The following is a 22417-nucleotide window of genomic DNA, read 5'->3' as shown; positions in this document are numbered from 1 at the left end:
CCGCGTCAGTCGGGCTCAGGCATCCGGCCTGTTCTCCCCTTTGCCGATCAGCGCGGTTCGCGAGCCGGGCGCGGCCAGCGCCGTGTCATACGGATCCCAGGCGACGCCGAGTCGCGCCAGCCAGTGCCGCCGCACCGCGCGCCGCGCGCGCCACAGCGCGCCGGCGCAATGGCCGCGGCGTTCGGGCGTTGCGCCGCTGCAGCCCGGCAGCACGGCCTGGCGCAGCCAGCGCCGCGCGAGTTCCGCATCCTCGCCGCGCCAGTCGCACAGCGCGCCCTGCAGCAGCGCGTCGGCCCGGCGCAGCTCGTCGCCGGCCGCGGCGAAATAGTCGAAGGCGAGCAACTGCACGGCGTCCTCGATGCAGTCGAGCAGTTCCACGAGTGGATCAGTGTAAGGAATCTTTTTGTGCATAAAGGGACACCTCCGCGTGGGTGTGCAGGCTCGCAGGCGACCGTCTCGAAATCTGCGACGCACATGGCGTCTGCGTCGCCGTTGCATTCCCTGAACGACCCGGCGGCCCAGGTGCAGGGATACTCACTTCCGGCACGTTTGCGCCGCGTCGGCTTTTGCCACGCTAGGCGCGTCGTCATCCGGCGGAGGCCGCGCGCGCCATGCTGAAGTTCCTGCTCTGGCTGCTGCTTCTGGTGCTGTGCTGGCCGCTGGCGCTGCTCGCGCTGGTGCTGTATCCGCTGGTCTGGCTGCTGAGCCTGCCGTTCCGGCTCGTCGGCATCACGCTGTCGGCGGTGTTTGAGTTCCTGCGCGCGCTGCTGCTGTTGCCGGCACGACTGCTGGGCGCACGCCCGGCCTGAACCGTCGCCTTCGCGGGCCCTGTGACGCCGCGGCGATTGCGGCGAGAATGCGCGCCGTTCCCGGCTGCGTGCGTCCATGACCGAACCCGTCGACTGTCCCTGCGGCTCTGATCTCGCCTATGCCGCGTGCTGCGGCCCGCTGCACGCGGGCGAACCCGCACCGACCGCCGAAGCACTCATGCGTTCGCGCTACAGCGCCTATGCGCTCGGCCTGGAAACCTACCTTCTCGCCAGCTGGCATCCATCGACCCGTCCTGCCGTGCTGAATCTCGCCGGCGAAAAACCCGCGCCGCGCTGGCACGGCCTGAAGATCCTGCGCTACCAGCCACTGGACGCCGACAACGCCTTCGTCGAGTTCGTCGCCAAGTACAAGGTCGGCGGCGGCAGCATGCAGCGCCTGCGCGAACTGAGCCGGTTCCGGCGCGAGGGTGGGCGCTGGTTTTATGTGGCGGGGGAATGGAACACGTGATGTCCCGTCGAGGTTCTGGCGGGGCGGTTCGCACCGTCGCGCGGTCGTTTCATTTCCCAACCAGGACAGCAGACCCCTGACACGGGTCGCGATGACGTGCGGCTGGTCGCGACGGCAGGTGGGGCGCGCCGAACGCCTCACCTTGCCATGCCGGCGCACATGCCCGACCATTGCCGGCTGCCTCCCGTTTGCGATACCGAGTGTGCCGGCCCATACGTTTCCGAACATTCCGTTGTCGTTCGCCGCGATACGTCGTTGCGCCTCGTCGCCGTACTGCCAGCATGTCTCCTCGGCACGCCTGGTCTCGCAGCGGTATTCAACAGCGAAGCGGGTCAATCCATCCGGAATCTTTCGTTCGAAAACGTATGGGCCAGCACACCAGTGAGCGCATCCGCGTCCGATGACGGCCTGCAGGATTTCCTGCGTCCGGGCCTTCTCGCCAACGATATCCCGGCCCTGTTTCCGCTGCGCAAGGCGCGCGAACTGCTGCGTGCCTTTTCGACGCTGTTCCACGGCGGCGAAGACGTGGTCATGGTGCGACTGCTCATCCTGCGCACGATCGGCGAGCGCGGCGCGGCACCGGACTGGAGCCCGCAGGAATTGCGCGAGCATTTCGCCTATGTCGATGCGACCAAGCTCGATACCGTGCTCGCGCGCCTGCGCGAGAACGCGCTGCTGACGTGGGATGCGGAAACGCAGCGCTATCGCGTCAGTCCGGTCGGCCGCCAGGCGCTGTCGTCGCTGAGCCAGCTGCTGCAGTTCCAGGGCGAGGGGGACGAACTCGCGTATGTCACGGCACAGATCGCCGCGGGCGAAGCGACCGGCCGCGTCGGCAGCGACGACCTGCAGCACCTGCTGTCGCGCCTCAACGAGTTGCGCGACGATTTCGACCGCGCCGTGCTCAGCGGTTCCGAGCACCGGATCCACGCCGCGGCGGCGACCTTGAAATCGGTCTGGCGCTGGGTCGAGAAAGGCACGGCCATCGTCAGGCTGATCGCGCAGGACGGCGAACTCGATCCGGCCACGCACCGCGTCGCGCAGCAGATCGGCCGTGCACAGAGCGCCATGCTGCGCCAGGCGTCGGTATTCCAGCGTGCGCTGAACCAGCTTGACCGGCACCGCGTGCACCTGGGCGGCAGCGGCCTGTCGTCCTCCGATGTGAACCAGTGGCTGCGTGGTCTCGACCAGGCCGCGCTCGCGGCGATCGCAAGCGACGTACTGGCCGCGCGTCTTGCGCCGGCCTTCGTGCTCGGCGACATCGCGCTCGATGTGGCCGACTTCGAACTGGTCGAGCGCGAGCGCGAAGTCAGCATCGTCGAGACCTTGCCCGACGCGCGCGCCGCGCCGGAACAGGCCGACGCGCCGATCGCGAGCAACGATTACGTCCTTGCGCAGCGCTGGCAGGCTCAGCTGGCGGCGCTCGTCGACGACGCGCCCCTGGCCGGGCTCGTGCCGAGCGAGGATTTCGCCACATCGGCCTACCGTCTGTCGCTGCTCGGCCTGCTCGGCGATCCGGGCGCGCATGCACGCGACGGCGCATTGGCCGAGCTTGCGCGCCTGCCGCTGCGACTGGAACTCAGCGGCGTGCTCGAGGACATCGACAGCGCCGGCGTCGCGCGCATCAGCGCCGGCCGGCTGCGCCGCGTGCATCCCGACCGCTCGCCGGAAACGGCGGTGCCGTCACCTGACCTGCAGCAACCCGCGGCGCCTTCCGGCGCCCGCGGCGAGGACGTCACCGATGAATGATCCCGTGGCCGCATTGATCGCGCGCCTGCTGTCCGAGCGCTGGTTGCCGCGCGAGGATGAACTCGCGCGCCAGGCGCTGACCGATGCCGGCTTTCGCGAGGAGCTGGACCGGCGTCTGTCCGCCGTCGGCCTGCGCCTCCTCGACCATCCGTATGCGGGGCACGTCGCGCTCGCCGTGGCCAAAGCGCAGGAAGCCGCCGTGTTCGCCGGTCCCAAGGCCTGGTCGGCGAGCAACCTCGATCTGGACCGCGACGCGATCGCGTTGCTCGTGGTGTTGTGGAGTTTGCTGATTCTTCCCAAACGCCAGCGCCAGATCCGCCGCGTCGAGGTCGACCGCGACCAGGAACAGGGCCAGATCTTCGCCGAGATGAAGCCCGTGCCGGTCGGCGCGGAAGTCGCCGAACCGCTGGCCGAACGGACGCTGCTGGCCGATTTCGGCGACAAGCTCGGCGGCAAGATGCGCCTGAACATGAATCTCGGCGTGCTCGCGCGCCATGGTTTCATCGTAAGGCGCAAGGACCGCATCCAGGAAGGACCGCTGCTCGATCTCGCGTTCGATTACGAACGCACGGCACGGCGCGTGCTCGACGGTGCGCTGGCCTTCGTGGTCGAGCAGGCGCGGCGCGAGGCCGCAGCCGATGCGGCGGATGACGTCGACGACGACCGCGATGCGACGGAGACCGACCATGTTTGAATTCCGCGCACTCGAAGTCGTGCACTGGGACTATTGGCAGCGCTTCACACTGCCGCTGGACTCGGCGATCGTCACCGTGGTCGGCCCGAACGGCTCAGGAAAAACCACGCTGCTCGACGCGCTGCGCACGCTGCTCGCGATCGAGGACCGCGAGACCGCGCGTGACTACAAGACCTATCTGCGCCATAACGGCAAGCCGTTCGCCTGGCTGCGCGGCGTGGTCAGCAACCGGCCCGACCGCAACGGACGCCGGCCGTTCTTCCCGCTGATGGAATCCGAAGTCACGCTGGCCTGCCGGATCCGCAAGAAAGGCGGCGACTGGACGCGCGATTACCAGATCCTCGGCGGCGACATCGGCGTCGAGACGATCGAGGCGCAGGGCGGTGAATGGCTAGTCCTGCGCGACTATCGCGTACGCCTGGAAGGCGCCGGACTCACACGCGCGATACGCCGCGTGCTGACGCTGGAGCAGGGCGCGACCGACAAGCTGTGCCAGTACCCGCCGCGCGAACTGCTGCAGCTGGTCTGGGACGTCTTCGGCGAAAAACCGGTGCTCGACGACTACCAGCGCGCGCGTTCCGAACAGTTCGCGACCGAGCAGGAACTCAAGGCGCTGGGGCAGGACCTCGCCTCGCTGCATACCCGCCTGGAAGCAGCCAAGGCCGACGTGCGTTCGTTCGAGGAATACGGCGAGCTGCAGCGCGACAGGCAGCGCCTGCAGGCCGAGGTCGCTCCGAAAGTGGCGTTGGCCGAACGCAAGGCCAGCCTCGACGGTAGCCGTCCACAGCTGACCGGACTGCGCCGCGCGCTGCGCGATTGCCTGCGCCGCGCCGGTGCGCTGGACGCCGAAGAGACTGCGGCTGCCGCGCGCCTGGTCACGGTCGCGGAAACCTTGCGCGAGACCCAGTCGCAGGCGCTGGCCGCGGAAGCGGCGTTCCTCGCCGCGCGCGATGCGGCGCGCGATGCGGAGCAGATCGACCGGCGCCGTGAACAACTGGAAAAATTGGCCGCGAGCCAGGGCGCCGGCGACTTGGCGCAGCTGCTGCGCGCGGTCGAAGCCGATCGGCGCCGCCAGGCGCAGATCAGGCTCGCCGACGAACACGCCGCCGAACGCGCGGGCGAGCTCGACGCGCACATCGCCGCACTCGCGAGCGGCCAGCGCTTCATGCCCGGGTTCGAGCGCGAATTCCGCGGCGCGCTGGAACGCGCGGGCGTGGCGCACCGCATGCTCGCCGACGCGGTCGAGGTCACCGATCCAGCCTGGGAGGCTGCCGTCGAAGCGGTCCTGCAGCCGTACCGTCACCTCGTACTGTTGGCTTCGCCGTCGGACGCGAAGGTCGCGTTCGGACTCGGCGAACAGGCGCAGTACCGCCATTTCGTCGTCGCCGAGCGCGCACCCGCAACCGCCGCGACGCCGGGGTCGCTGCTGGAAGTGCTGCGCTTTTCCGCCGATCCGCCGGCCTGGCTGCCGCGCCAGCTGGATCGCCTGCGCCGTGTCGCCGACGTGACCAAGGGCATGCAACTGCCGGCCGGACAGGACTGGATCACGCCGAAGGGCTATCTGCGCGAACACCGCGGCGGTCGTCATATCGGCACCGACGAACGCAACTTCGGCGCCAGTGCGCGCGAATCGCGGCTGCGCGATCTGCAGCGCGAACGCGGCGAGCTGACCGCCGCGCAGGAGGCGCGCCGGCGCGAACGCGCCGAACTCGAACAGCGCCTGGACGCGAACCAGGCGCGCCTGCTCAAGCTCGACGCGGCGCAGGAACTCGCGGCGCGTGCAGTCGAATTCGCTTCCGCCGCCGAAGCATTGCCGGCCCTGCAGCAGGCCGCGCAGGACAGCGCGCACGCGCTCAGCGCGGCACGCGACGCGGTCGATGCCGCGCGTGAGACGCAGAAGCGCGAGGAGCTCGATGCGGGCCAGCGGCGCACGCGGCGCGAACTGCTCGAGCGCGAGCGTGAGGAGAACCAGCAGAAGCTTGCGCGGCATCGCCAGGAATACGTGCGCCGCGCGCTCGACTACCGCCATCAGCGCCGCCTCATGCCGCCCGCCTGGCGTCATCCCGACGCGCTTGCCGCCGCGCTCGCGGAATTCGAGACCGAGCACGAAGTCCAGCGCGAGCTGGAAAAGATCGCCCAGCGCATCGAGCGCGGCGGCTTTGTCATGGATGCGTCCTGCGTCGCGCTGCGCGACAAGATCGCCGCCGATCATGAAGCGCTGGAAACCACTCTGGGACGGCGTGAGGCGCATCTCAACCGCGCGCGGCGCATCACCGACGAGGCGCGCGGCGCCTACATCAATGTGCTGCGCGCCACCGTGCGCCAGTACGCCAGGAACCTGCGCGCGCTCGGCGAGCTGTCCGGCATCAGCGTCGAGGTCGACCAGCCGGAACTGGCCAATGACGACATCGCGCTGGCCCAGGCCGGCCTGAGCGTGCGCTTCGATTTCGACCGCAAGGGATGGATCGGCCTCGACGACGGCGAAGCCTCCGGCGGCCAGCAGGTCATGAAATCGCTGCTGCTGCTGGTCGCACTGCTGCGTGACGAGACGCATCCGGGCGGCTTCGTCTTCATCGACGAGCCGTTCGCCCATCTCGACGTTTTCAACATCGAGAAAGTGGGAAGTTTCCTGCGCGCGACCGAAGCGCAATACATCCTGACCACGCCGATCACCCACAACCTCAACGTGTTCCATCCGACCGACCTGGTGCTGACGACGACCAAGCGGCGCCCGGCCAGCACCTGGGCCGAGCCGGTGGCGGTGCTCAAGCGTGCGCCGGCAGAACGGGAAACAGGCGCAGTCGAGACGCGGGCCGCGCGGCGCTGAGACTAAACACGGCGGCGGCCAATGGCGTCAGCTGATGAGCGACAACCCCGAGACAGGAGCGCGGTGGACATGAACCTCGATAAGCCCTATTCCGCCGCCAGCGAACGCAATCGCGACCCGATCCTCGTTGTTCTGCGCGAAGCCTTCGCCGGTTGCCGTGACGTGCTGGAGATCGGCAGCGGTACCGGCCAGCACGCAGTGCATTTCGCCGCGGCGCTGCCGGCACTGCGCTGGCAGTGTTCCGATCGTGCGGAGAACCTGGCAGGCATCCGCGCATGGCTCGCCGAAGCGGCGCTGCCGAACACGCCGCCGCCGCTGCAACTCGACGTCGCCACCGGAGTATGGCCGCCGGCGCAGTCCTTCGACGCCGTGTTCAGCGCGAACACGCTGCACATCATGAGCTGGTCCGAAGTGCGTCAGATGTTCGCCGGCATCGCGCAGGTGCTGCGGCCAGGCGCCACGCTCGCGATCTACGGGCCGTTCAACATCGACGGACAATTTACCAGCGCGAGCAACGCCGCGTTCGACCGGTCGCTGCGCGCCGCCGTGCCGCATCGCGGCATCCGCGATGCGGCCGAGGTCGATGCGCTGGCCACATTGCATGGCTTCGACATTGTTGCCGATCACGCGCTGCCGGCGAACAATCGCTGTCGCCTATGGCGTCGCGGGCGCGTTGGCTGATCCCGCACACCGTACCCCGTCGCTGGCACTGGCCGTCCCCGGGGTGTACCGGCGCCGCCGCGCATCGTTGCGCGCAGGGACGTGATCCGACTCTGCACGGCCCCGGTTGGGGGATGCGCTTTCGCAGGGCGTCATAGGCACGCAGCGGTTGCGTGAGCGACGATTGCCGCCGGCCGCGCGTCCGTGCGGCTCCCGCATTCAACTTTGCTGTCAGGACTCCCGCATGCGCTTCCTCCGTACCTTGTTCGGCCTGACCCTGTGCGCGCTCGGCACCGCGACCTACGCCTCGATATGGTCATATCGCGGCCTCGAAGGCGCCAACGGCACCGTCGTCGCGAGGGCCGGCAACCAGCTGCTGCTCGGTACACTGCAGGGATTGCAGGTTTCCACCGACGATGGCGGGAGCTGGTCGCGGCTGGCGTCGCTGCCGCGCTGGAGCTACATCCGCGGCATCCTCGTCGACCCGGCCGATGCACAGCATTGGTATGTGCAATTCGATGAACTGGTTCCGACGGGCGGCTCGCCCCAGTTCTATATGGAATTCATCAACCGCGTGCTCGAGACCCGCGACGGCGGTGCGAACTGGCAGGCGCTGGCGCTGCCGGGCGAGACACTCGCGCTGCCGATTGCCCATCCAGTCGCGACCAGCACGCTGCTGATCTGGTATCGCGATGCGGCGGCGAACGCGAATGCCATGGCCCTGTCGTTCGACGGCGGTGCGCACTGGACGCCGACCAGCCGCGACATCGATGATCCCGGCGTGCAGCTCGGTGCTGCGCTGTCGGGACAGCATTTCGTCGGTCTGAAGTACGACTACGTACCTGACGGCATCGACGCAAAACTGTATCTGAGCCCCGACAACGTAACCTCCTGGAGCAGCCCGGTGGCGACGCTGCGCATGTCGTCCCTCGATATCCTGCAGCTGTTTCCGCGCGCGTCGGACGCGCAGCAGCTGTTCTGGGCTGACGCGACGACCTGGGGCCTGCCCGGCCGCTCCGGCACCGTGAATCTCGTCACCGGCGCCGTCACGCACTTTCCCGACGTCCCAGGTCTGCTGAGCGGTATGCGCGATGATCCGGCGAACCCGGGCACGGTGCTCGCGCAAAGCCTGGGCGGCTATGCCGCATGCGACTACTGCCTGCGCGAAGAAGTCTGGGCGCTCGCGCCCGGCGCGACACAGTGGCAGGTGCGCGGCGGCATCCGTCACGGCGCCAAGCGTCCCAACAGCGACGTGGCCTTCGGCGGCCTGCTGCGCGACGGCGCCGATCAGCTGTGGCTGACCGATCCGTCCACTGGCGTGCAGCATTCGAACGACGCCGGCGCGACCTGGAACGTACGCGCCGGCGGTATGCGCGATGCCGCGATCAACGCGGTAGCGGTCGATCCGCGCAACGCGCAGCGGTTGCTGGCGGCTCGCGACCTGCAGTCGCTGCAGCGCAGCGACGACGGCGGCATCAGCTGGAACGACGTTGGCGGCCAGGTGCCGCAGGACGTCCGCTCGCTTACGCGCTCGCCCGTGGATCCCGACCATCTCGTTGCCGCGGCGCAAGGCGGCTTATACCGCTCGCGCGATGCCGGCCTCACCTGGCAGCCGGTTGCCACATCGATCGGTCCGCAGCCCGACGGCCGGGGCTGGCGCGACGTGGTCTGGTGCGCGAACAACGACACGCACCTGATGGCCCAGATCGGCGACACGATCTACCGCTCGCTCGACGGCGGCGCGAGCTGGAGCAGCGTGACGACGACGCTGTCGCCGCGCCTGGAATCCGCGCGCCGTGCGCCGAGCCGGGTCTACCTGCTGCGTTCCAGCAGCTATGCCGTGACCACCGACTGCGGTGCCACGTTCACCGAACTCGGCGGCTTCGGAGGCTACTCGCGCACGCTGGCCGTCGATCCGAACGACGACCTGCACCTCGTCTCCACCGGCGTCCCGGTACCCAACCAGATCCCCAGCCTGCGCGTGAGCAGCGACGGCGGCGTGAACTGGACCACGGTCGTGAATCCCGTTTACTACAGCGGGTTGAACGGATGGATCGATGCCTGCGACCGTGAGCGCTACACCACGTACGACCTGCGCGTGTTGCGCGGTACGACGCCTGAGCTGACGCCGGAACCGCCAGCGCGGCTCAGCGGCATCAATCGCGCGAATGCTGTCGACAGCCAATGCATCGCCGGACAATCGGTCAGCGTGGTCGGCACGCGATCGGGCCTGTGGCTGCGCCGCGCATCACCGGACCTGCTTTTTGCCGATGGCTTCGGCCTGGAGTGAGTCCATGGCGGGCGCGATCAGGACGGGTCAGGGTCGTGACGCTTGCAGGCCGGAGTGAGAGGCGCGGCACACGGTAAGAATCCGATCCCGTTTTCCTTTTGATGCACGATCGCCCGTTGCCTGCGCGGGAGCCGCGACCGCAGTCCGCGTACGAGCGGCCGTCGTGCTCCTGGCGCTAAACCGCACCGGCCTGCTTGGTGGGATCGCTTTTCGGTGGAAGGCTTCGGTCTTCGACTCGCCCACGTTGCTGTGTTCTTCGCGTTCGTGCCCGCGCTGCACGCGTTGCCGTTGCCCTGGACGGTGCGCAAGACCGCGCTGCTCGCGGCCCTGCGATCGACCGTTTCGGGTGGCGCTTCGCGGCGACGCCATGGCATCGTTGCCGTGAACCGCCGCCGAGAAAACCGGGCGTGGACTATCTTCAGTCGCATGCCGCTCACCCGTTTTTTGTGCGGCCTCTCAATCAAGCGTCGAATAGCTCAGCAGCTCGACGCGGATCGGATCCTTCGGATTGTGGAATGTGGCGTCGCGGACGCGCACGACGAAATCGTAGCGTGCGCCGGCGATGAGCTTGGTCGGCATCAGCTTTTCCGCATGCGGATCGACCTCGAGCAGCACGTTGCGGCCGTCGGCGGTGACCTGCAGTGTGCGCAGGTCCGCGTCGTCAATGCCGGCGTGGTCGAGCACATGGCGCGCGAGTTCACCCTGGCGTGCGTCGAGCGCGGCGAGGCTGCCCTGCAGGCGCAGGATCTGGCCGCGCACCGGATCGGTCTTTGGATCGTAGCGCCGGTTCTGCGACTCGCGCTCGGCCCGGTCGGCGGCGTCCGCCGCGGCGAGTTCGGCCAGGCTCTGGTAGCGGATCACCCAGGGTTGGAAATCCGTGTCGTCGGCGATGTGATCGGCGGCGGCGAAGAAGCGTTCGGTCCAGGCCGCATTGCACGCGCCGTTGCGTTGGCAACTGGGATAGCCACTGTCGACGAACGTCGTCAGGCGGCGCTTCTCCAGCTCCACATACGATTTCATCTGGCGCTGCACGCCCGGGCCCATGGCGACGCCGACCTGTCCCTCGCCCGGCGCGGCGACGAGTACCGCGCCGTTGCCGACGTCGAGCTTGCCGACACGCAGCTGGCGCAGCATCGCGTAGGCGTATTCGTCGGCGCTGAGCCCGTGCAGATCCTCCACAAGCAGGCTCACGATTTCCACATGGTGCTTGTTGGCGTGGTCGAACATCTTCGCCTCGAAGGCGCGGCGTGCGGCCGGATCGAGCAGGCCGGTCTCGTCGTAGACGAAGCGGTCGAACTTGCTGGCGACCGCGTTGGCGTCGGGCTTCGGCAATACGTCGGCGCGTTCTGCACCGCCCGTGGTGGCCGGTGTTTCCGGCGCGCGCGTGAGCGCGATCCGATCGGTACCCGCTCGCGTGGCAGTATCGACGCGGTTGCCTGTGGACGGATCCGCCGACACCGCTGGCGAATCCATGCCGACGTTCGCCGCGATGCTGTCGCCTGTATCGGGCACACGCGTCGCCGTGAGCGGCGCGGTAGTCGCCGCAACGGCCGGCTTCGTGGCTGCCGTCGCGGTTGCCGCACCGCTGCCGCAATCGGCGGACTGCTGCGCGCAGGCCTGCGCCCAGCCGTCCTGGATTGCCGCGACGCGCTTGCGCCGGCCCGGATGCGTGCGGCCGTCCTGCTCGGGCACGAGCGTTTCCAGCGCCTTCTTGGCGTCGCTCAGTGAAGAGCCCATCTTGTACAGCACGAAGCCGCTGAACTTGTCGGCTTCGAGTTCGGTCGGCGGCTGGCTGCCGCCCGGCGTGATGGTGTGGCCCGACAGGTGATGGCCGATCTCGTGCGCCATGATGCTGACCGGTGCCCAGTCGTTGTTGCGCGTGGCCTGGCGCACCTGGTCCATGAAGGCGCGGTTGTAGGCGATCACGCGCCGCGGCAGCTGGTCGGGGCCGAGCACGATGATCGCGGCTGCATTCGGCACCTGGCCTTCGATGACGTCGAAATTCTGCGGCAGGCCGGTGTATTTCATGATTTCCGCGACGACCTGCGCGCCTGCGCCGCGCGCGCTGAAGTCCAGCGCCGACTTCGACAGCGCCAGCGGCGATCCATCGTAGGAGCAGGCTTGCAGCGACTGGGCGATCTCGTCGACGAGCGCTCGCTCGTTGGCCGCACTCAGTGGTGCCGGCGGTGGCGCGATGCGGGCGGCGGCGATGTTGCGCCCGTCGCCGGCGCTGCGCGAGTCGGCGGCGTCGCCGCATCCGGCCAGGGCCAGGATCAGGGCGGCGCAGAGAAGGTTGCGGTGCAGCGGTCGGGCGCAGGACATGACGGTTCCCCGGGAGGTTCGTGGTGGTTCAGGACGCGGCGCGGGCCAGTACCAGCTTGACCAGCGCCAATGCATATAAATAGAGAAGTAGCGTTTTTGCTACAACGAACGTGATGCCGGCGAGCGCCAGGCGCCACCAGTGCCGGCGCAGGTCGACCAGGAAGAACTGCGACAGTGCGAGCTGCACGATGCCCAGTTCCACTGCGTCCATGTACCAGCCCGACCATTGCTTGTGCCCTGCGAGCCAGGCCGGCGAGCGCAGGAGCAGCAGCGGCAGCTGGTTGGCGATGTTGGCCAGGATGATGAGGAAGTGGGCGTACAGCGCCAGCACGAGGTGCTCGGTCGCGTTGTAGCCCCGGCTGCGATGGAATCCGGCGAGCGAGGCGAGCCAGATCGCGGCGAGGCCGAGCGAGAACGACCACTCAGCGTACTTGCGCACGGTTTCCATGACCTTGGAAACCTGCACATTGGAAGAATGCAGATAGCGCGTCTGCGCCAGCACGACGAGAAGCACGGCGATGGCGAGCAGCAGCAGCTTGAGCGGGTGGGTATGGCGCTTGCGCACGCCGAGCACGTACTCGCGCGCGACGCAGCCCGGGCCGGCGAGCAGCCGCAGCGCAGACTGCAGGTGGTCGAGTTCGAACACGCGCAGCTTTTCCCAGATCTCCCTACGCAGCGACGCCGTGCCGATGCGCGCGGCTTTCTTCTGCCCGCACTGGCTGCAATGCGGCCCGTGCAGCGGGGCCGCGCAGTTGCGGCAGACCGCGATCGTGAAATAGCCGGCGGAGGGCAGCACGGGTTCGGCGGTCGTGTTCACGGGCAGGATCGGCAGGAGGGCGTTGTTGCGCTGTACGCAGAACGACCGCGTTTCCTCCGCCCCGTCGCGGATCGTCGATTTCCTGCCGGCAGAAGCCCGGCCCGGTGCCGGGGCTCATCGGAAAATGCGCGCCGCACGGGGCGGCCCGCATCACTCGATCCCGAACAACTCCGCCAGGTCGCTTTCGTCAAAGCGCAGCGCCTGGGTCGTGCCGCCTTCGAGCACGGCCTGGGCGAGGTCCGCCTTGCGCTGCTGCATGTCCTGGATCTTTTCCTCGACCGTGCCGGTGCAGATCAGCTTGTAGACGAACACGCGCTTGTCCTGGCCGATGCGGTGGGCGCGATCGGTGGCCTGGGCTTCGACCGCCGGGTTCCACCAAGGGTCGTAGTGGATGACCGTGTCGGCCATGGTCAGGTTGAGCCCCACGCCGCCGGCCTTGAGGCTGATCAGGAACACGGGCACGTTGCCGGCCTGGAAGTTCTCGACGAGTTCGGCGCGGTTGCGGGTCTGCCCGGTCAGGGTCTGGTAGCTGATCGATTCCGCGTCGAGGGAGCGCTCGATCAGTTCCAGCATCTCGGCAAACTGGGAGAACACGAGTACGCGACGGCCTTCGGCGACGAGCTCGCGCAGCAGGTCCAGCAGCAGATCGAGCTTGGCCGACTCCGGCGCCTTGCGCGCGCGTTCGAGCTTGACCAGGCGCGGATCGCAGCACACCTGGCGCAGCTTGAGCAGCGCGTCGAGCACGACGATGCCGGACTGGGCCAGACCGCGCTCGCGGATCGCCTCGCGCACGCGCTCGTGCTGGGCCAGGCGCAGCGATTCATAGAGTTCGCGCTGCTTGCCGACCAGTTCCACGCCGCGTTCGATCACGGTCTTGGGCGGCAGGTCGAGCAGTACGTCTTCCTTGCGCCGGCGCAGCATCAGCGGCGCGATGCGCTTGTGCAGCTTGGCCTGACGGTCCGGGTCGGCGTGCTTTTCTATCGGCGTGCGGTAGTGGCGCACGAAGCCGCGCTCGTCGCCGAGCAGGCCGGGTTCGACCGCGTCGAACTGCGCCCAGAGCTCGCCGAGATGATTTTCGAGCGGCGTGCCGGTCATGGCGAGGCGGCGCCGCGCGTCGAGTTCGCGCACGACTTTCGCGGCCTGGGTGCGCGCGTTCTTGATCGCCTGGGCCTCGTCGAGGATCAGCAGCGAGAACGGCTGCTGCACGAGGACGTCGCGATCGCGCGCGAGCAGCGGATAGGTCGTGATGATCAGGTGGTGGTCGGGCATCGCGGCGAAATTCGCGTCGCGTGCCGAGCCGTGCAGGATCAGCACGCGCAGTTTCGGTGCAAAGCGCTGCGCCTCGGCGCGCCAGTTCCAGACCAGGCTGGTCGGCGCGACGACCAGGGCCGGTCGGTCCAGCTCGCCGCGCTGGCGCATGGCTTCGAGGTGGGCGAGTACCTGCACCGTCTTGCCCAGGCCCATGTCGTCGGCGAGGATGCCGCCGAGACCGGACTGGCCGAGGAATTCGAGCCAGGCCAGGCCGTCGCGCTGGTACGGCCGCAGGGTCGCGCCGAAGCCTTCGGGTTCACGGACCGGCGGCCGCTCGGCGCGCAGCTGCACGAGCATGTCCTTGAGCCGGCTCGCGCCGCGCCAGGGCAGCGCCGCGACGCCATGCGAGAGTTCTTCCACGACGCCGGCCTGGGCGCGGCGCAGCTGCAGGCTTTCGCGTGCGTTGCCCTGTTCCAGCCATTCCAGCAGCGGCGCGATCAGCGCCCGCACGCGCGCCACCGGCAGCGGCACGCGGCGGCGCGGATCCACCGGCGCGAGCCAGATCGCATCGGCAGGTTCTTTGGCCGGCGCCGTCAGCGGAAACGAGGGATCGGTCAGCGCGCGCTGCAGGATCGGCAGCAGGTCGACGCGCTCGCCGGCGATATCGATGCCGAGCGACAGGTCGAACCAGGCGTTGCCGCTGTCACTGACGTCCGCATGCCAGGCTTCCGGCGCCGGCAGGATTTCCACCGGCGAGCCGGCGTCGAACTCGAGCTGAAAGCCGTCGGCCTGCAGACGCATCGCGAGCGCGAGCAGATGATCCGGCGGCGCGAGTTCGTTGCGGCCGCGTTCGAGCACGAACGCGCTGCCCGGTCCGTAGGGCTCGATGTCATGGGCGTAGGCGACGTCGTCGGCCTCGACCAGCTTGTGCCGGTCCAGGCGCTCGTACGCGGCGATCTCGGCGCTGCGGTCGCGATGGATGTCGATCACGCGGCCGTTGACGAAACGGCGCTCGCGCTGCGCCGTCGCGGCGTAGTCCACGCGCTGTCCGGCGTAGTCGAAGCTCAGGAACAGGCAGCCGGCGGTATAGCGCGCGCTGCCGCTGCGTCCATGCTGACGCGCCTTGAGCGTGCCCAGGCGCAGCACCGGCATCGGCGCGGCCTGCACCACCTCGATCTGGCCATGATCGGCCGGCATCGGCACGTCGGCGAGCGATTCGGTGTTCTTCCAGCGTTCGCGCAGCAGTGGCGCCTGCTCGGGCTGCACTGACGGCGCGCGCAGCAGGCGTTCGGCCATGGCCACGTCGCCGTCGACCGGACCGATCTCGTTGCTGGCCGGATCCCAGTACCACAGCCCGGCGATGCGCAGCAGCTGCGTGGCCGGCGCAGCGCCGACCACGATGGCTGACATCAGCTGGGTGCCGTCGGCCTGCGCCTGCCAGGCCCATTCCACGCCGCGCTGTGCGCCACGCTTGAGCGCGGCGCTGCCAGGCTTGCCGAAATAGCAGGGCGTATGCGCAAGCACATCGTTGAGCCAGGCTTCGTGCCGCGGCGAGGCGAGCCGCTGCCAGCTGCCGTTGCGCAGGTATTCGGCCTGCGCCATGCGCAGCTCCGCGATGCGTTGGAACTCATCGGGCGACAGGCCGACCCAGGGATCGCCGCGTCCCGGCACCGGCTGCACCGGTCGCGGCGATACGAGTCCGCCGCGCTTGCCGTGGCGGAACCACATGGCCTGTGCGCACAACCCGGCCGGCGAACCGGTCGCGGTCTCGAACAGGAATCCGAGCACGCGGTTTTCGCTCGCGCCACTGGGCGCGGCCGGCAGGTTGAGACTGGACAGCCACTGTTCCCAGGGCCGCAGGTCCGGCTTGATCTGCGCCGGCGACGGCGGCGGCATCAATGCGAACGGATGCGACTCGTCGTCGGCCATCCAGTCTTCGCCCAGGGATTCGAGCACGAGCGCGGCAACGTGCTTGCAGTCGCTGCCGACCGGGCAGCTGCAGAACGTATCGACAAAGAGTCGCCGGCCGCGCGGCAGCATGCGGAATCCGCAGCGATAGGGTTCGGTGGAATTGCCCTGCACCAGTCCGATCAGCAGGCCGGCCGCGCCCTCGGTGGTGTACTTCTTCTCCAGCACGCGACCGCTGTCGACGTAGTCCGAACCACGTTCCAGCACGCGCAGGCTGAACACGCTGTCGAAGTCGAAATCCGTTAGCAGTTGGATGAACCGCGACCGATCCATGGGCCTCCCGGCACTTTCGCAGCAACCGCGACGGGCGCGGTCGCTGCGACAGATAAACGCCGATTATGCCGAGAATCGAAGGCGGTGCGCGCGATCCGCACGGCGCGTCATGAGCGCCGTGCGGATCAGGCCATAGGTGCGAAGGGACTCACGCCACCAGCTTGACCGGCAATGCCTTGGGATTACGCCAGGTCGAGAGCAGTTCGTTCCAGCGTGCCTTGGCCTTGGCTTCGTGCTCTTCCTTGACGTGGCCGTAGCCGCGGATGTGTTCGGGCACGCTCGCGATTTCGACGGCGAGGCTGCGGTTGTCCGCGTCCAGCGTGCGCAGCAGCTCCTCGACGGTGGTGAAGTAGTCGGCAATCCACTGGCGTTCCATGCGCCGTTCGGCAGTCTTGCCGAACACGTCGAGCGCGCCGCCGCGCAGGCCCTTGAACTTGGCCAGCAGTTTGAATGCGGTCAGCATCCAGGCGCCGTATTCGCGCTTGACGAGATGGCCTTCGCTGTCGCGGCGCGCGAGCAGCGGCGGTGCCAGGTGGAAGTGCAGTTTGTAGTCGCCGTCGAAGGTGTCGCGGATCTGCTGCAGGAACTGCGGCTGCGTGTACAGGCGCGCGACTTCGTACTCGTCCTTGTAGGCCATGAGCTTGAACGCGTAACGCGCGACGGTTTCGCTGAGCGTGCTCGCGCCGGCGGCGCGGGCCGCTTCCGCTGCGCGCACCTGGTCGACCAGGTTGCGATACTTTTGCGCATACGCCGCATTCTGGTATTCGGTCAGGAACGCGACGCGGCGCGCAATCACGGTGTCGAGGTCGGGGGAGATCCTGCGGTCGTCGAGCAGGCTGTCGCCGCCGAGTGCGAGCGCGTCGGGCATGGCCGGCTGGGTGTTCTTGCCGGTGGCGGCGAGCACGGTCGCGATGTCGTGCGCGGCCATGCGACCCCAGTTGAACGCGGCGCGGTTCTGCTCGATCGCCGCGCCGTTGAGTTCGATCGCACGGATCAGCGCGTCGAGGCTAAGCGGCACCCAGCCCTTCTGCCAGGCATAGCCGAGCATGAACAGGTTGCCCATGATCGAGTCGCCGAGCAGCGTCGTGGCGAGGGCGGTCGCGTCGACGAGTTCCGGCGCTTCGTCGCCGAGCGCGATCTGCACTGCGTCGACGATCTGCGCGGACGGAAACTGCATGTCGGGCCGTGTCGTGAACGTGCCCGGCATCGCTTCGTAGGTGTTCAGCACCGCATGCGTGCGACCGGCACGGATCTTCGACAGCGCCCAGTAGTCGTTGACCACGACCATGTCGCAGCCGAGCACGAGGTCGGCTTCGCCCGCGGCGATGCGTACGGCGTGGATGCCGGACGGATCGCGCGCGACGCGCAGATGGCAGGTGACTGCGCCGCCCTTCTGGGCCAGGCCGGTCTGGTCGAGCACGGTCGCGCCCTTGCCTTCCAGATGCGCGGCCATGCCGACCAGCGCGCCGATCGTGACGACACCGGTGCCGCCGATGCCGGTGACGAGAATGTTCCAGGGCTGCGCCAGATCGGTCGCGAACACCGGATGCGGCAGCGCGTCGAAATCGACCTTGCCCACACTCTTGCGCTTTTTCAGGCCGCCGCCGTGCACGGTGACGAAGCTCGGGCAGAAGCCCTTGACGCAGGAATAGTCCTTGTTGCAGTTGGACTGGTCGATCTCGCGCTTGCGGCCGAATTCGGTTTCCTTTGGCAGCACCGATACGCAGAACGATTTCTTGCCGCAGTCGCCGCAGCCTTCGCAGACCTGGGTGTTGATGAAGACACGCTTTTTCGGGTCTTCCATCTTGCCGCGCTTGCGCCGCCGGCGCTTCTCGGTGGCGCAGGTCTGGTCGTAGATGATGATGGTGACGCCGGGCGTTTCGCGCAGGCGCTTCTGCACCGCGTCGAGTTCACTGCGGTCGAGGAATTCCACGCCCTCGGGAAAGATCTCCGGTCGCGTCCACTTGGCGATGTCGTCGGACAGCACGACGATGGTCTTCACGCCTTCGGCGCGGACCTGGTGGGCGATGTCGGGCACGGTCAGCGTGCCGTCGACGGGCTGGCCGCCGGTCATCGCGACCGCGTCGTTGAAGAGGATCTTGTAAGTGATGTTGACCTTGGCCGCGATCGACTGGCGGATCGCGAGCGAGCCGGAATGGAAATACGTGCCGTCGCCGAGGTTCTGGAAGACGTGCTTGGTCTCGGTGAACGGCGCCTGGCCGCACCACGTAGTGCCTTCGCCGCCCATCTGCGTGAAGGTCTCGGTGCGGCGGTCCATCCACGTGACCATGTAATGGCAGCCGATGCCGCCGAGGCCGCGCGAACCTTCCGGTACCACGGTCGAGGTGTTGTGCGGGCAGCCCGAACAGTAGTGCGCGGCGCGTGGGAAGCTGGCGCGCGGCTGGGCGAGTTCCTTCTCCTTGGCAGCAAGGAAGGCGAGGCGGTTCTCGATGGTTTCGGAGGTGAAGAAGCGCGCGAGCCGCTTGGCGATGACGCGAGCGATGCGCGCCGGCGTCAGTTCGTTCGTCGACGGCAGGATCCAGTTGTCTTCCTCGTCGTACTTGCCGACGATGCTCGGACGCGTGTGGTGGTCCCAGTTGTACATGTGTTCCTTCATCTGCGATTCGATGAAGGAGCGTTTTTCCTCGACCACGATGATGTCTTCGAGACCGCGCGCGAATTCGCGGATCCCGACGGGTTCCAGCGGCCAGGTCATGCCGACCTTGTAGACGCGCAGGCCGATGTCGGCCGCTTCGCGCTCGCCGATGCCGAGGTATTCCAGCGCCTGCAGCACGTCGAGGTAGCTCTTGCCCGTCGTGACGATGCCCAGACGCGCCTTGGGCGAATCGATCACGGTGCGGTCGATGCGGTTGGCGCGCGCGAACGCGACGGCGGCCTGCACGGCGTACTGGTGCAGGCGCATTTCCTGGTCGAGCGGCGGATCCGGCCAGCGGATGCTCAGGCCGCCGGTGGGCAGGACGAAGTCTTCGGGAATGACGATGTCGAGCTGGTGCGGATTGACGTTGACCGAGGCCGAGGACTCGACCGTCTCGGCGATGGTCTTGAAGCCGACCCAGCGTCCGGTGAAGCGCGACATGGCCCAGCCGAGCATGCCCATGTCGAGGATGTCCTGCACGCCGGCGGGATTGAGCACCGGCATCATCGCCGACACGAATTCCAGTTCGGAACCATGCGGCAATGTGGACGAGCGGCAGGCGTGGTCGTCGGCGGCCAGCGCGAGCACGCCGCCGTACCGGGAGGTGCCGGCGGCGTTGCCGTGCTTGAACACGTCGCCGCAGCGGTCCACACCGGGACCCTTGCCGTACCACATCGCGAACACGCCGTCGTACTTGGCGCCCGGAAACAGGTTGGTCTGCTGTGAGCCCCACACCATGGTCGCGCCGAGGTCCTCGTTGAGGCCTGGCGTGAACTCGATGCTGGAGGACTTGAGGTGCTTCTTCGCCTTCCACAGTTCCAGGTCGAAGCCGCCGAGCGGCGAGCCGCGGTAGCCCGAGATGAAACCGGCGGTGTTGAGGCCCGCGGCGCGGTCGCGCATCTGCTGCATCAGCGGCAGGCGCACCAGAGCCTGCACGCCGGAAAGATAGATGCGGCCTTCGCTACGTGTGTATTTGTGCTCCAGGCTGTAGTCGCGATCGATCTCTACGGCTGGCTGTATGGCTGGCACGGACATGGGCAGGGATCCGGTGGCGCGCTGAGGGAACCGCGGAGTTTAACGGTCGGGGCATGGTGCCACGACGAGGCCAGGTCCGGACAACTGGCCACGTGGCCGCCCGGGCGAGGCGGCGTCGGACGGATCCTCCGGTGCGGGGCGCCGGTGTCCGGATCCGGATCAGTCCGGCGCAGGCTGGCGGGTTGCGTCGGGCGTGTCGATGATCCAGCGCGGCCATTCCGGCCAGAAGAACCAGGCGCTCGGGGTCAGCCGGATCGCGCGGTCGAGGATGTCGGCGAGCGTCTGCAGCGTCGCCGGATCGGACGGGTCCAGCGGCTCCCCGATGACGAAGCGGCGTACGCCAGTATCGAGATCGAATTCCATCCAGTACGGCACGACGGGCACGCCGGCAGCGACCGCCAGACCCAGCGTGCCGTCGGGAAAGCAGGCGTCCTGGTCGAGCAGGCGCACCGGCTTCTGTCCCCGTGGGGCCATGCGAGGTGGCATGTCGAGCACGCTGACCACGGCGGCGCCTTCGTCCAGCGAGCGCGCCAGCTTGGCCTTGGCGCCCGGGCGGAATACGACGGGCCGGCCGCTGAGGCGTTCCACATCACCGCCGCGCAGTCGCCCGTACCAGTAGCGCAGCGGCAGTCCCGGATAGTCGGCGCGATCCCAGCGCGCGGAGACGAGACTTGCGTCGAAGCCGGCCTGGGCCAGCGTCTTGAACACCCAATGGCCGTGGCCATGGTGGAAGCCCGCGGCGATGAAGTGCGAATCGCGCGGCCAGGCGCCGACCTGATGCACATGCCAGGGCAGGCGGCCGCGGCGCCGGCGCAGCAGCGACAGATAGAGATCGGCCGTGTCCCACAGGCAATTGAGGCGCACGTTCGCGGCGAATTCCGTCGCGTCGGCGATCGGCAGGTAGTTCGGCGCCGATGCCGCGGCGGCCCGGGCCGGCTCGTCGAAGGCGCTGCGCGAATGGCGGCTCAGCCAGCGCAGCCAGCGGTAGGCGAGCTTCCAGGGCAGCACCGCCGCCAGTGCCGGCGCGAGAAAGAACTGCCAGGCATCGGGCAACTGGGAGCGGAGCTTGGCAATCACGGGCGGCACGGAAGGAGGGCGAAAGCCGAATGCTACACTCGCCAGCCCCGCGCGCACCGTTCGCGCCTGGTCTGCGTCCCCTCCCATGTCCGAAATCCTGCATAGCCCCGGTGTGCTGGCGCTGGAACTTTCCGCTGGCACCGCGCCGTCGGCCTATACGCTGAGCCGTGACCAGGCCGACGCGCTCGCCCGGCTGATCGCCGACGATCTCGCGCGGTTGCTGCCACCGGCGAAGCATCAGCCCGGTGCCGAGCAGGCCGACCTGCTCGTTCTGGGCGCCCTCTACGATCACGCCCAGTTGCTGCGACCCGGCTGGCCCGTGTTGGCCGAACTCGCGGAACTTGCGCAGCACAGCCGTGCACTGCAGGGCGGCGGTGGCGGCCGCATCGTCGCGTTCGGCAGCCATGGCGGCGTCATGCCCGGCGAACGCCTGCAGCCGGAAGTGCAGTCAGTCCCCGGCGCGCTGCTGTTGCTGCCCTGGACCTTCTGCGCCGACGAGGCCCTGGCCACCGACCTCGGCGCGCGCATGGAAAGCGTCTTCATGGCCAAGGGCGAGGCCGGCACGCAGACCGCGGACTTCCTCATGCGTGCGCTAGGCCTGCGCCTGGAGCATGCGCGCTACCTCACTCGCCACGATCTGTGCGCGCTAACGTGCTCACAATTGGAACATGCGGGATTTTCTGCTTTGTGGCAGATGCTCGAATTTGCCCTGCTGTATCCGCAGCGCGACGGCGAGGCGCTGACCTCGCGTGGGCGCAAGCTCGCGTTCCGCGAAGGCCAGGTGCATTGCGCCCTGCCCGCCTACGCCGACTGGGTCGCGGAATTCGGCCGCGGCGACGATGCGGCGGAACGTACGATCGGCTATGCCGGCTGGCTGTTTGAACTGCGCCAGTACGCCGGCCTGTTCGCTGCGCATCAGGTTGCGCTGCGTTTCGACGCCAATGCCAACGATGCATCGCTGCCGGTTCAGCTGCTCGCCGACGTCGACCCGGCCTTGCCGGCGGCGTCGCTGTATGCGCATGAAGCACGCGGGCTTGGCGTCGTCGTGATCACGGTGGCGCAAGTGGCGGCGCACGGCGCCGCGCGCGTGCTCGCGCACGCCTGGCCGCTGGACCAGGCCGCGCTCGGCGATGGTGTCGCGCAACTTGCGGCGCGTTTCGGCGCCTCGCCACAGCTGCAGCGGCTCGGCCGCATCGTCTTCGATGCCGCCGGCGCGGAACTGGCGATCACCGACGCAGCGCCGGTGGCGCACTGAATCTCGAGGAACTTCCGAACAGGTCCTGGCACTGCCGGTCTTGCTGCGGAGTGAAAAGCAAATATCAACCGGTTCAGAGGTTTCCCGGGTGCGCGGGCAGTACGGTGTGTGTCTGCACAACAAGGATCTGCCATGGCGCTCGCGATCGCGCTGATGTGGAAGTGCGCGATCGGACGTAAGGGAGCCGCTGAACAAGTCGATATTTGCATTTGTTTCTGGAGCCCCCTTGAGTCAAGGGGGCGGCCAAAGGCCTGCGAAGCAGGCGTTT

14 protein-coding genes are annotated in these 22417 nt (G+C 68.2%); 8 read left to right on the top strand and 6 right to left on the bottom strand.

All coding sequences use genetic code 11. The features are described 5' to 3' along the window. Nucleotides 1-15: 15 nt before the first annotated feature. Nucleotides 16-411 (bottom strand): hypothetical protein, encoded by a 396-nt coding sequence (locus RUU78_RS19645; protein ID WP_313919335.1) that lies wholly within the window; start codon nucleotides 409-411, stop codon nucleotides 16-18. Between the two features lie 200 nt (nucleotides 412-611). Here RUU78_RS19645 and RUU78_RS19640 point away from each other — a divergent pair, with 200 nt between their 5' ends. The 7 genes from RUU78_RS19640 (at nucleotide 612) to RUU78_RS19610 (ending at nucleotide 9495) form a co-directional block, all read left to right on the top strand. Then, nucleotides 612-809: a hypothetical protein gene (locus RUU78_RS19640; RefSeq protein ID WP_313919334.1), complete on the top strand. Its 198-nt coding sequence runs from the start codon at nucleotides 612-614 to the stop codon at nucleotides 807-809. Nucleotides 810-885: 76 nt separating this feature from the next. Then, on the top strand, nucleotides 886-1278 hold the full coding sequence (locus RUU78_RS19635; protein WP_313919333.1) for a YchJ family protein: 393 nt from the start codon (nucleotides 886-888) through the stop codon (nucleotides 1276-1278). A gap of 381 nt (nucleotides 1279-1659) precedes the next feature. Further along, complete coding sequence (locus tag RUU78_RS19630) at nucleotides 1660-3024, top strand: hypothetical protein (protein WP_313919332.1); 1365 nt, start codon at nucleotides 1660-1662, stop codon at nucleotides 3022-3024. Next, nucleotides 3017-3718: a hypothetical protein gene (locus tag RUU78_RS19625; protein ID WP_313919330.1), complete on the top strand. Its 702-nt coding sequence runs from the start codon at nucleotides 3017-3019 to the stop codon at nucleotides 3716-3718. Before RUU78_RS19630 ends, RUU78_RS19625 begins: the two co-directional genes overlap by 8 nt. Next, nucleotides 3711-6545 (top strand): AAA family ATPase, encoded by a 2835-nt coding sequence (locus tag RUU78_RS19620; RefSeq protein ID WP_313919329.1) that lies wholly within the window; start codon nucleotides 3711-3713, stop codon nucleotides 6543-6545. Before RUU78_RS19625 ends, RUU78_RS19620 begins: the two co-directional genes overlap by 8 nt. Nucleotides 6546-6614: 69 nt before the next feature. Next, complete coding sequence (locus RUU78_RS19615) at nucleotides 6615-7226, top strand: DUF938 domain-containing protein (RefSeq protein WP_313919327.1); 612 nt, start codon at nucleotides 6615-6617, stop codon at nucleotides 7224-7226. Between the two features lie 223 nt (nucleotides 7227-7449). Next, the gene (locus tag RUU78_RS19610) at nucleotides 7450-9495 is read left to right on the top strand and encodes a hypothetical protein (protein ID WP_313919326.1); all 2046 of its coding nucleotides are present in this window, start codon (nucleotides 7450-7452) and stop codon (nucleotides 9493-9495) included. A gap of 456 nt (nucleotides 9496-9951) precedes the next feature. Here the strand turns inward: RUU78_RS19610 and RUU78_RS19605 are convergent, their stop codons facing one another. The 5 genes from RUU78_RS19605 to RUU78_RS19585 form a co-directional block, all read right to left on the bottom strand. Continuing rightward, on the bottom strand, nucleotides 9952-11817 hold the full coding sequence (locus RUU78_RS19605; RefSeq protein WP_313919325.1) for a TPM domain-containing protein: 1866 nt from the start codon (nucleotides 11815-11817) through the stop codon (nucleotides 9952-9954). A gap of 28 nt (nucleotides 11818-11845) precedes the next feature. Then, nucleotides 11846-12634, bottom strand: coding sequence for a DUF3667 domain-containing protein (locus tag RUU78_RS19600; protein ID WP_313919323.1), 789 nt, complete (start codon nucleotides 12632-12634; stop codon nucleotides 11846-11848). Between the two features lie 150 nt (nucleotides 12635-12784). After that, nucleotides 12785-16126 (bottom strand): DEAD/DEAH box helicase, encoded by a 3342-nt coding sequence (locus tag RUU78_RS19595; RefSeq protein ID WP_313919321.1) that lies wholly within the window; start codon nucleotides 16124-16126, stop codon nucleotides 12785-12787. A 148-nt stretch (nucleotides 16127-16274) separates the two neighbouring features. Further along, nucleotides 16275-19817 (bottom strand): indolepyruvate ferredoxin oxidoreductase family protein, encoded by a 3543-nt coding sequence (locus RUU78_RS19590; protein ID WP_313919319.1) that lies wholly within the window; start codon nucleotides 19815-19817, stop codon nucleotides 16275-16277. Between the two features lie 159 nt (nucleotides 19818-19976). After that, the gene (locus RUU78_RS19585; RefSeq protein WP_313919318.1) at nucleotides 19977-20894 is read right to left on the bottom strand and encodes a hypothetical protein; all 918 of its coding nucleotides are present in this window, start codon (nucleotides 20892-20894) and stop codon (nucleotides 19977-19979) included. Between the two features lie 85 nt (nucleotides 20895-20979). Here RUU78_RS19585 and RUU78_RS19580 point away from each other — a divergent pair, with 85 nt between their 5' ends. After that, nucleotides 20980-22149, top strand: coding sequence for a hypothetical protein (locus RUU78_RS19580; RefSeq protein WP_313919316.1), 1170 nt, complete (start codon nucleotides 20980-20982; stop codon nucleotides 22147-22149). Nucleotides 22150-22417: the final 268 nt, after the last annotated feature.

Source organism: Tahibacter sp. (genome assembly GCF_032229445.1).
Taxonomy (GTDB): Bacteria; Pseudomonadota; Gammaproteobacteria; order Xanthomonadales; family Rhodanobacteraceae; genus Tahibacter.
This window is presented reverse-complemented; position numbering and strand designations above follow the sequence as displayed.

Coding starts and splice junctions, on each gene's coding strand:
- RUU78_RS19590 (WP_313919319.1), bottom strand. CDS start 19,817: ATGTCCGTGCCAGCCATACAGCCAGCCGTAGAGATCGATCGCGACTAC.
- RUU78_RS19595 (WP_313919321.1), bottom strand. CDS start 16,126: ATGGATCGGTCGCGGTTCATCCAACTGCTAACGGATTTCGACTTCGAC.
- RUU78_RS19605 (WP_313919325.1), bottom strand. CDS start 11,817: ATGTCCTGCGCCCGACCGCTGCACCGCAACCTTCTCTGCGCCGCCCTG.
- RUU78_RS19610 (WP_313919326.1), top strand. CDS start 7,450: ATGCGCTTCCTCCGTACCTTGTTCGGCCTGACCCTGTGCGCGCTCGGC.
- RUU78_RS19580 (WP_313919316.1), top strand. CDS start 20,980: ATGTCCGAAATCCTGCATAGCCCCGGTGTGCTGGCGCTGGAACTTTCC.
- RUU78_RS19615 (WP_313919327.1), top strand. CDS start 6,615: ATGAACCTCGATAAGCCCTATTCCGCCGCCAGCGAACGCAATCGCGAC.
- RUU78_RS19640 (WP_313919334.1), top strand. CDS start 612: ATGCTGAAGTTCCTGCTCTGGCTGCTGCTTCTGGTGCTGTGCTGGCCG.
- RUU78_RS19625 (WP_313919330.1), top strand. CDS start 3,017: ATGAATGATCCCGTGGCCGCATTGATCGCGCGCCTGCTGTCCGAGCGC.
- RUU78_RS19635 (WP_313919333.1), top strand. CDS start 886: ATGACCGAACCCGTCGACTGTCCCTGCGGCTCTGATCTCGCCTATGCC.
- RUU78_RS19645 (WP_313919335.1), bottom strand. CDS start 411: ATGCACAAAAAGATTCCTTACACTGATCCACTCGTGGAACTGCTCGAC.
- RUU78_RS19620 (WP_313919329.1), top strand. CDS start 3,711: ATGTTTGAATTCCGCGCACTCGAAGTCGTGCACTGGGACTATTGGCAG.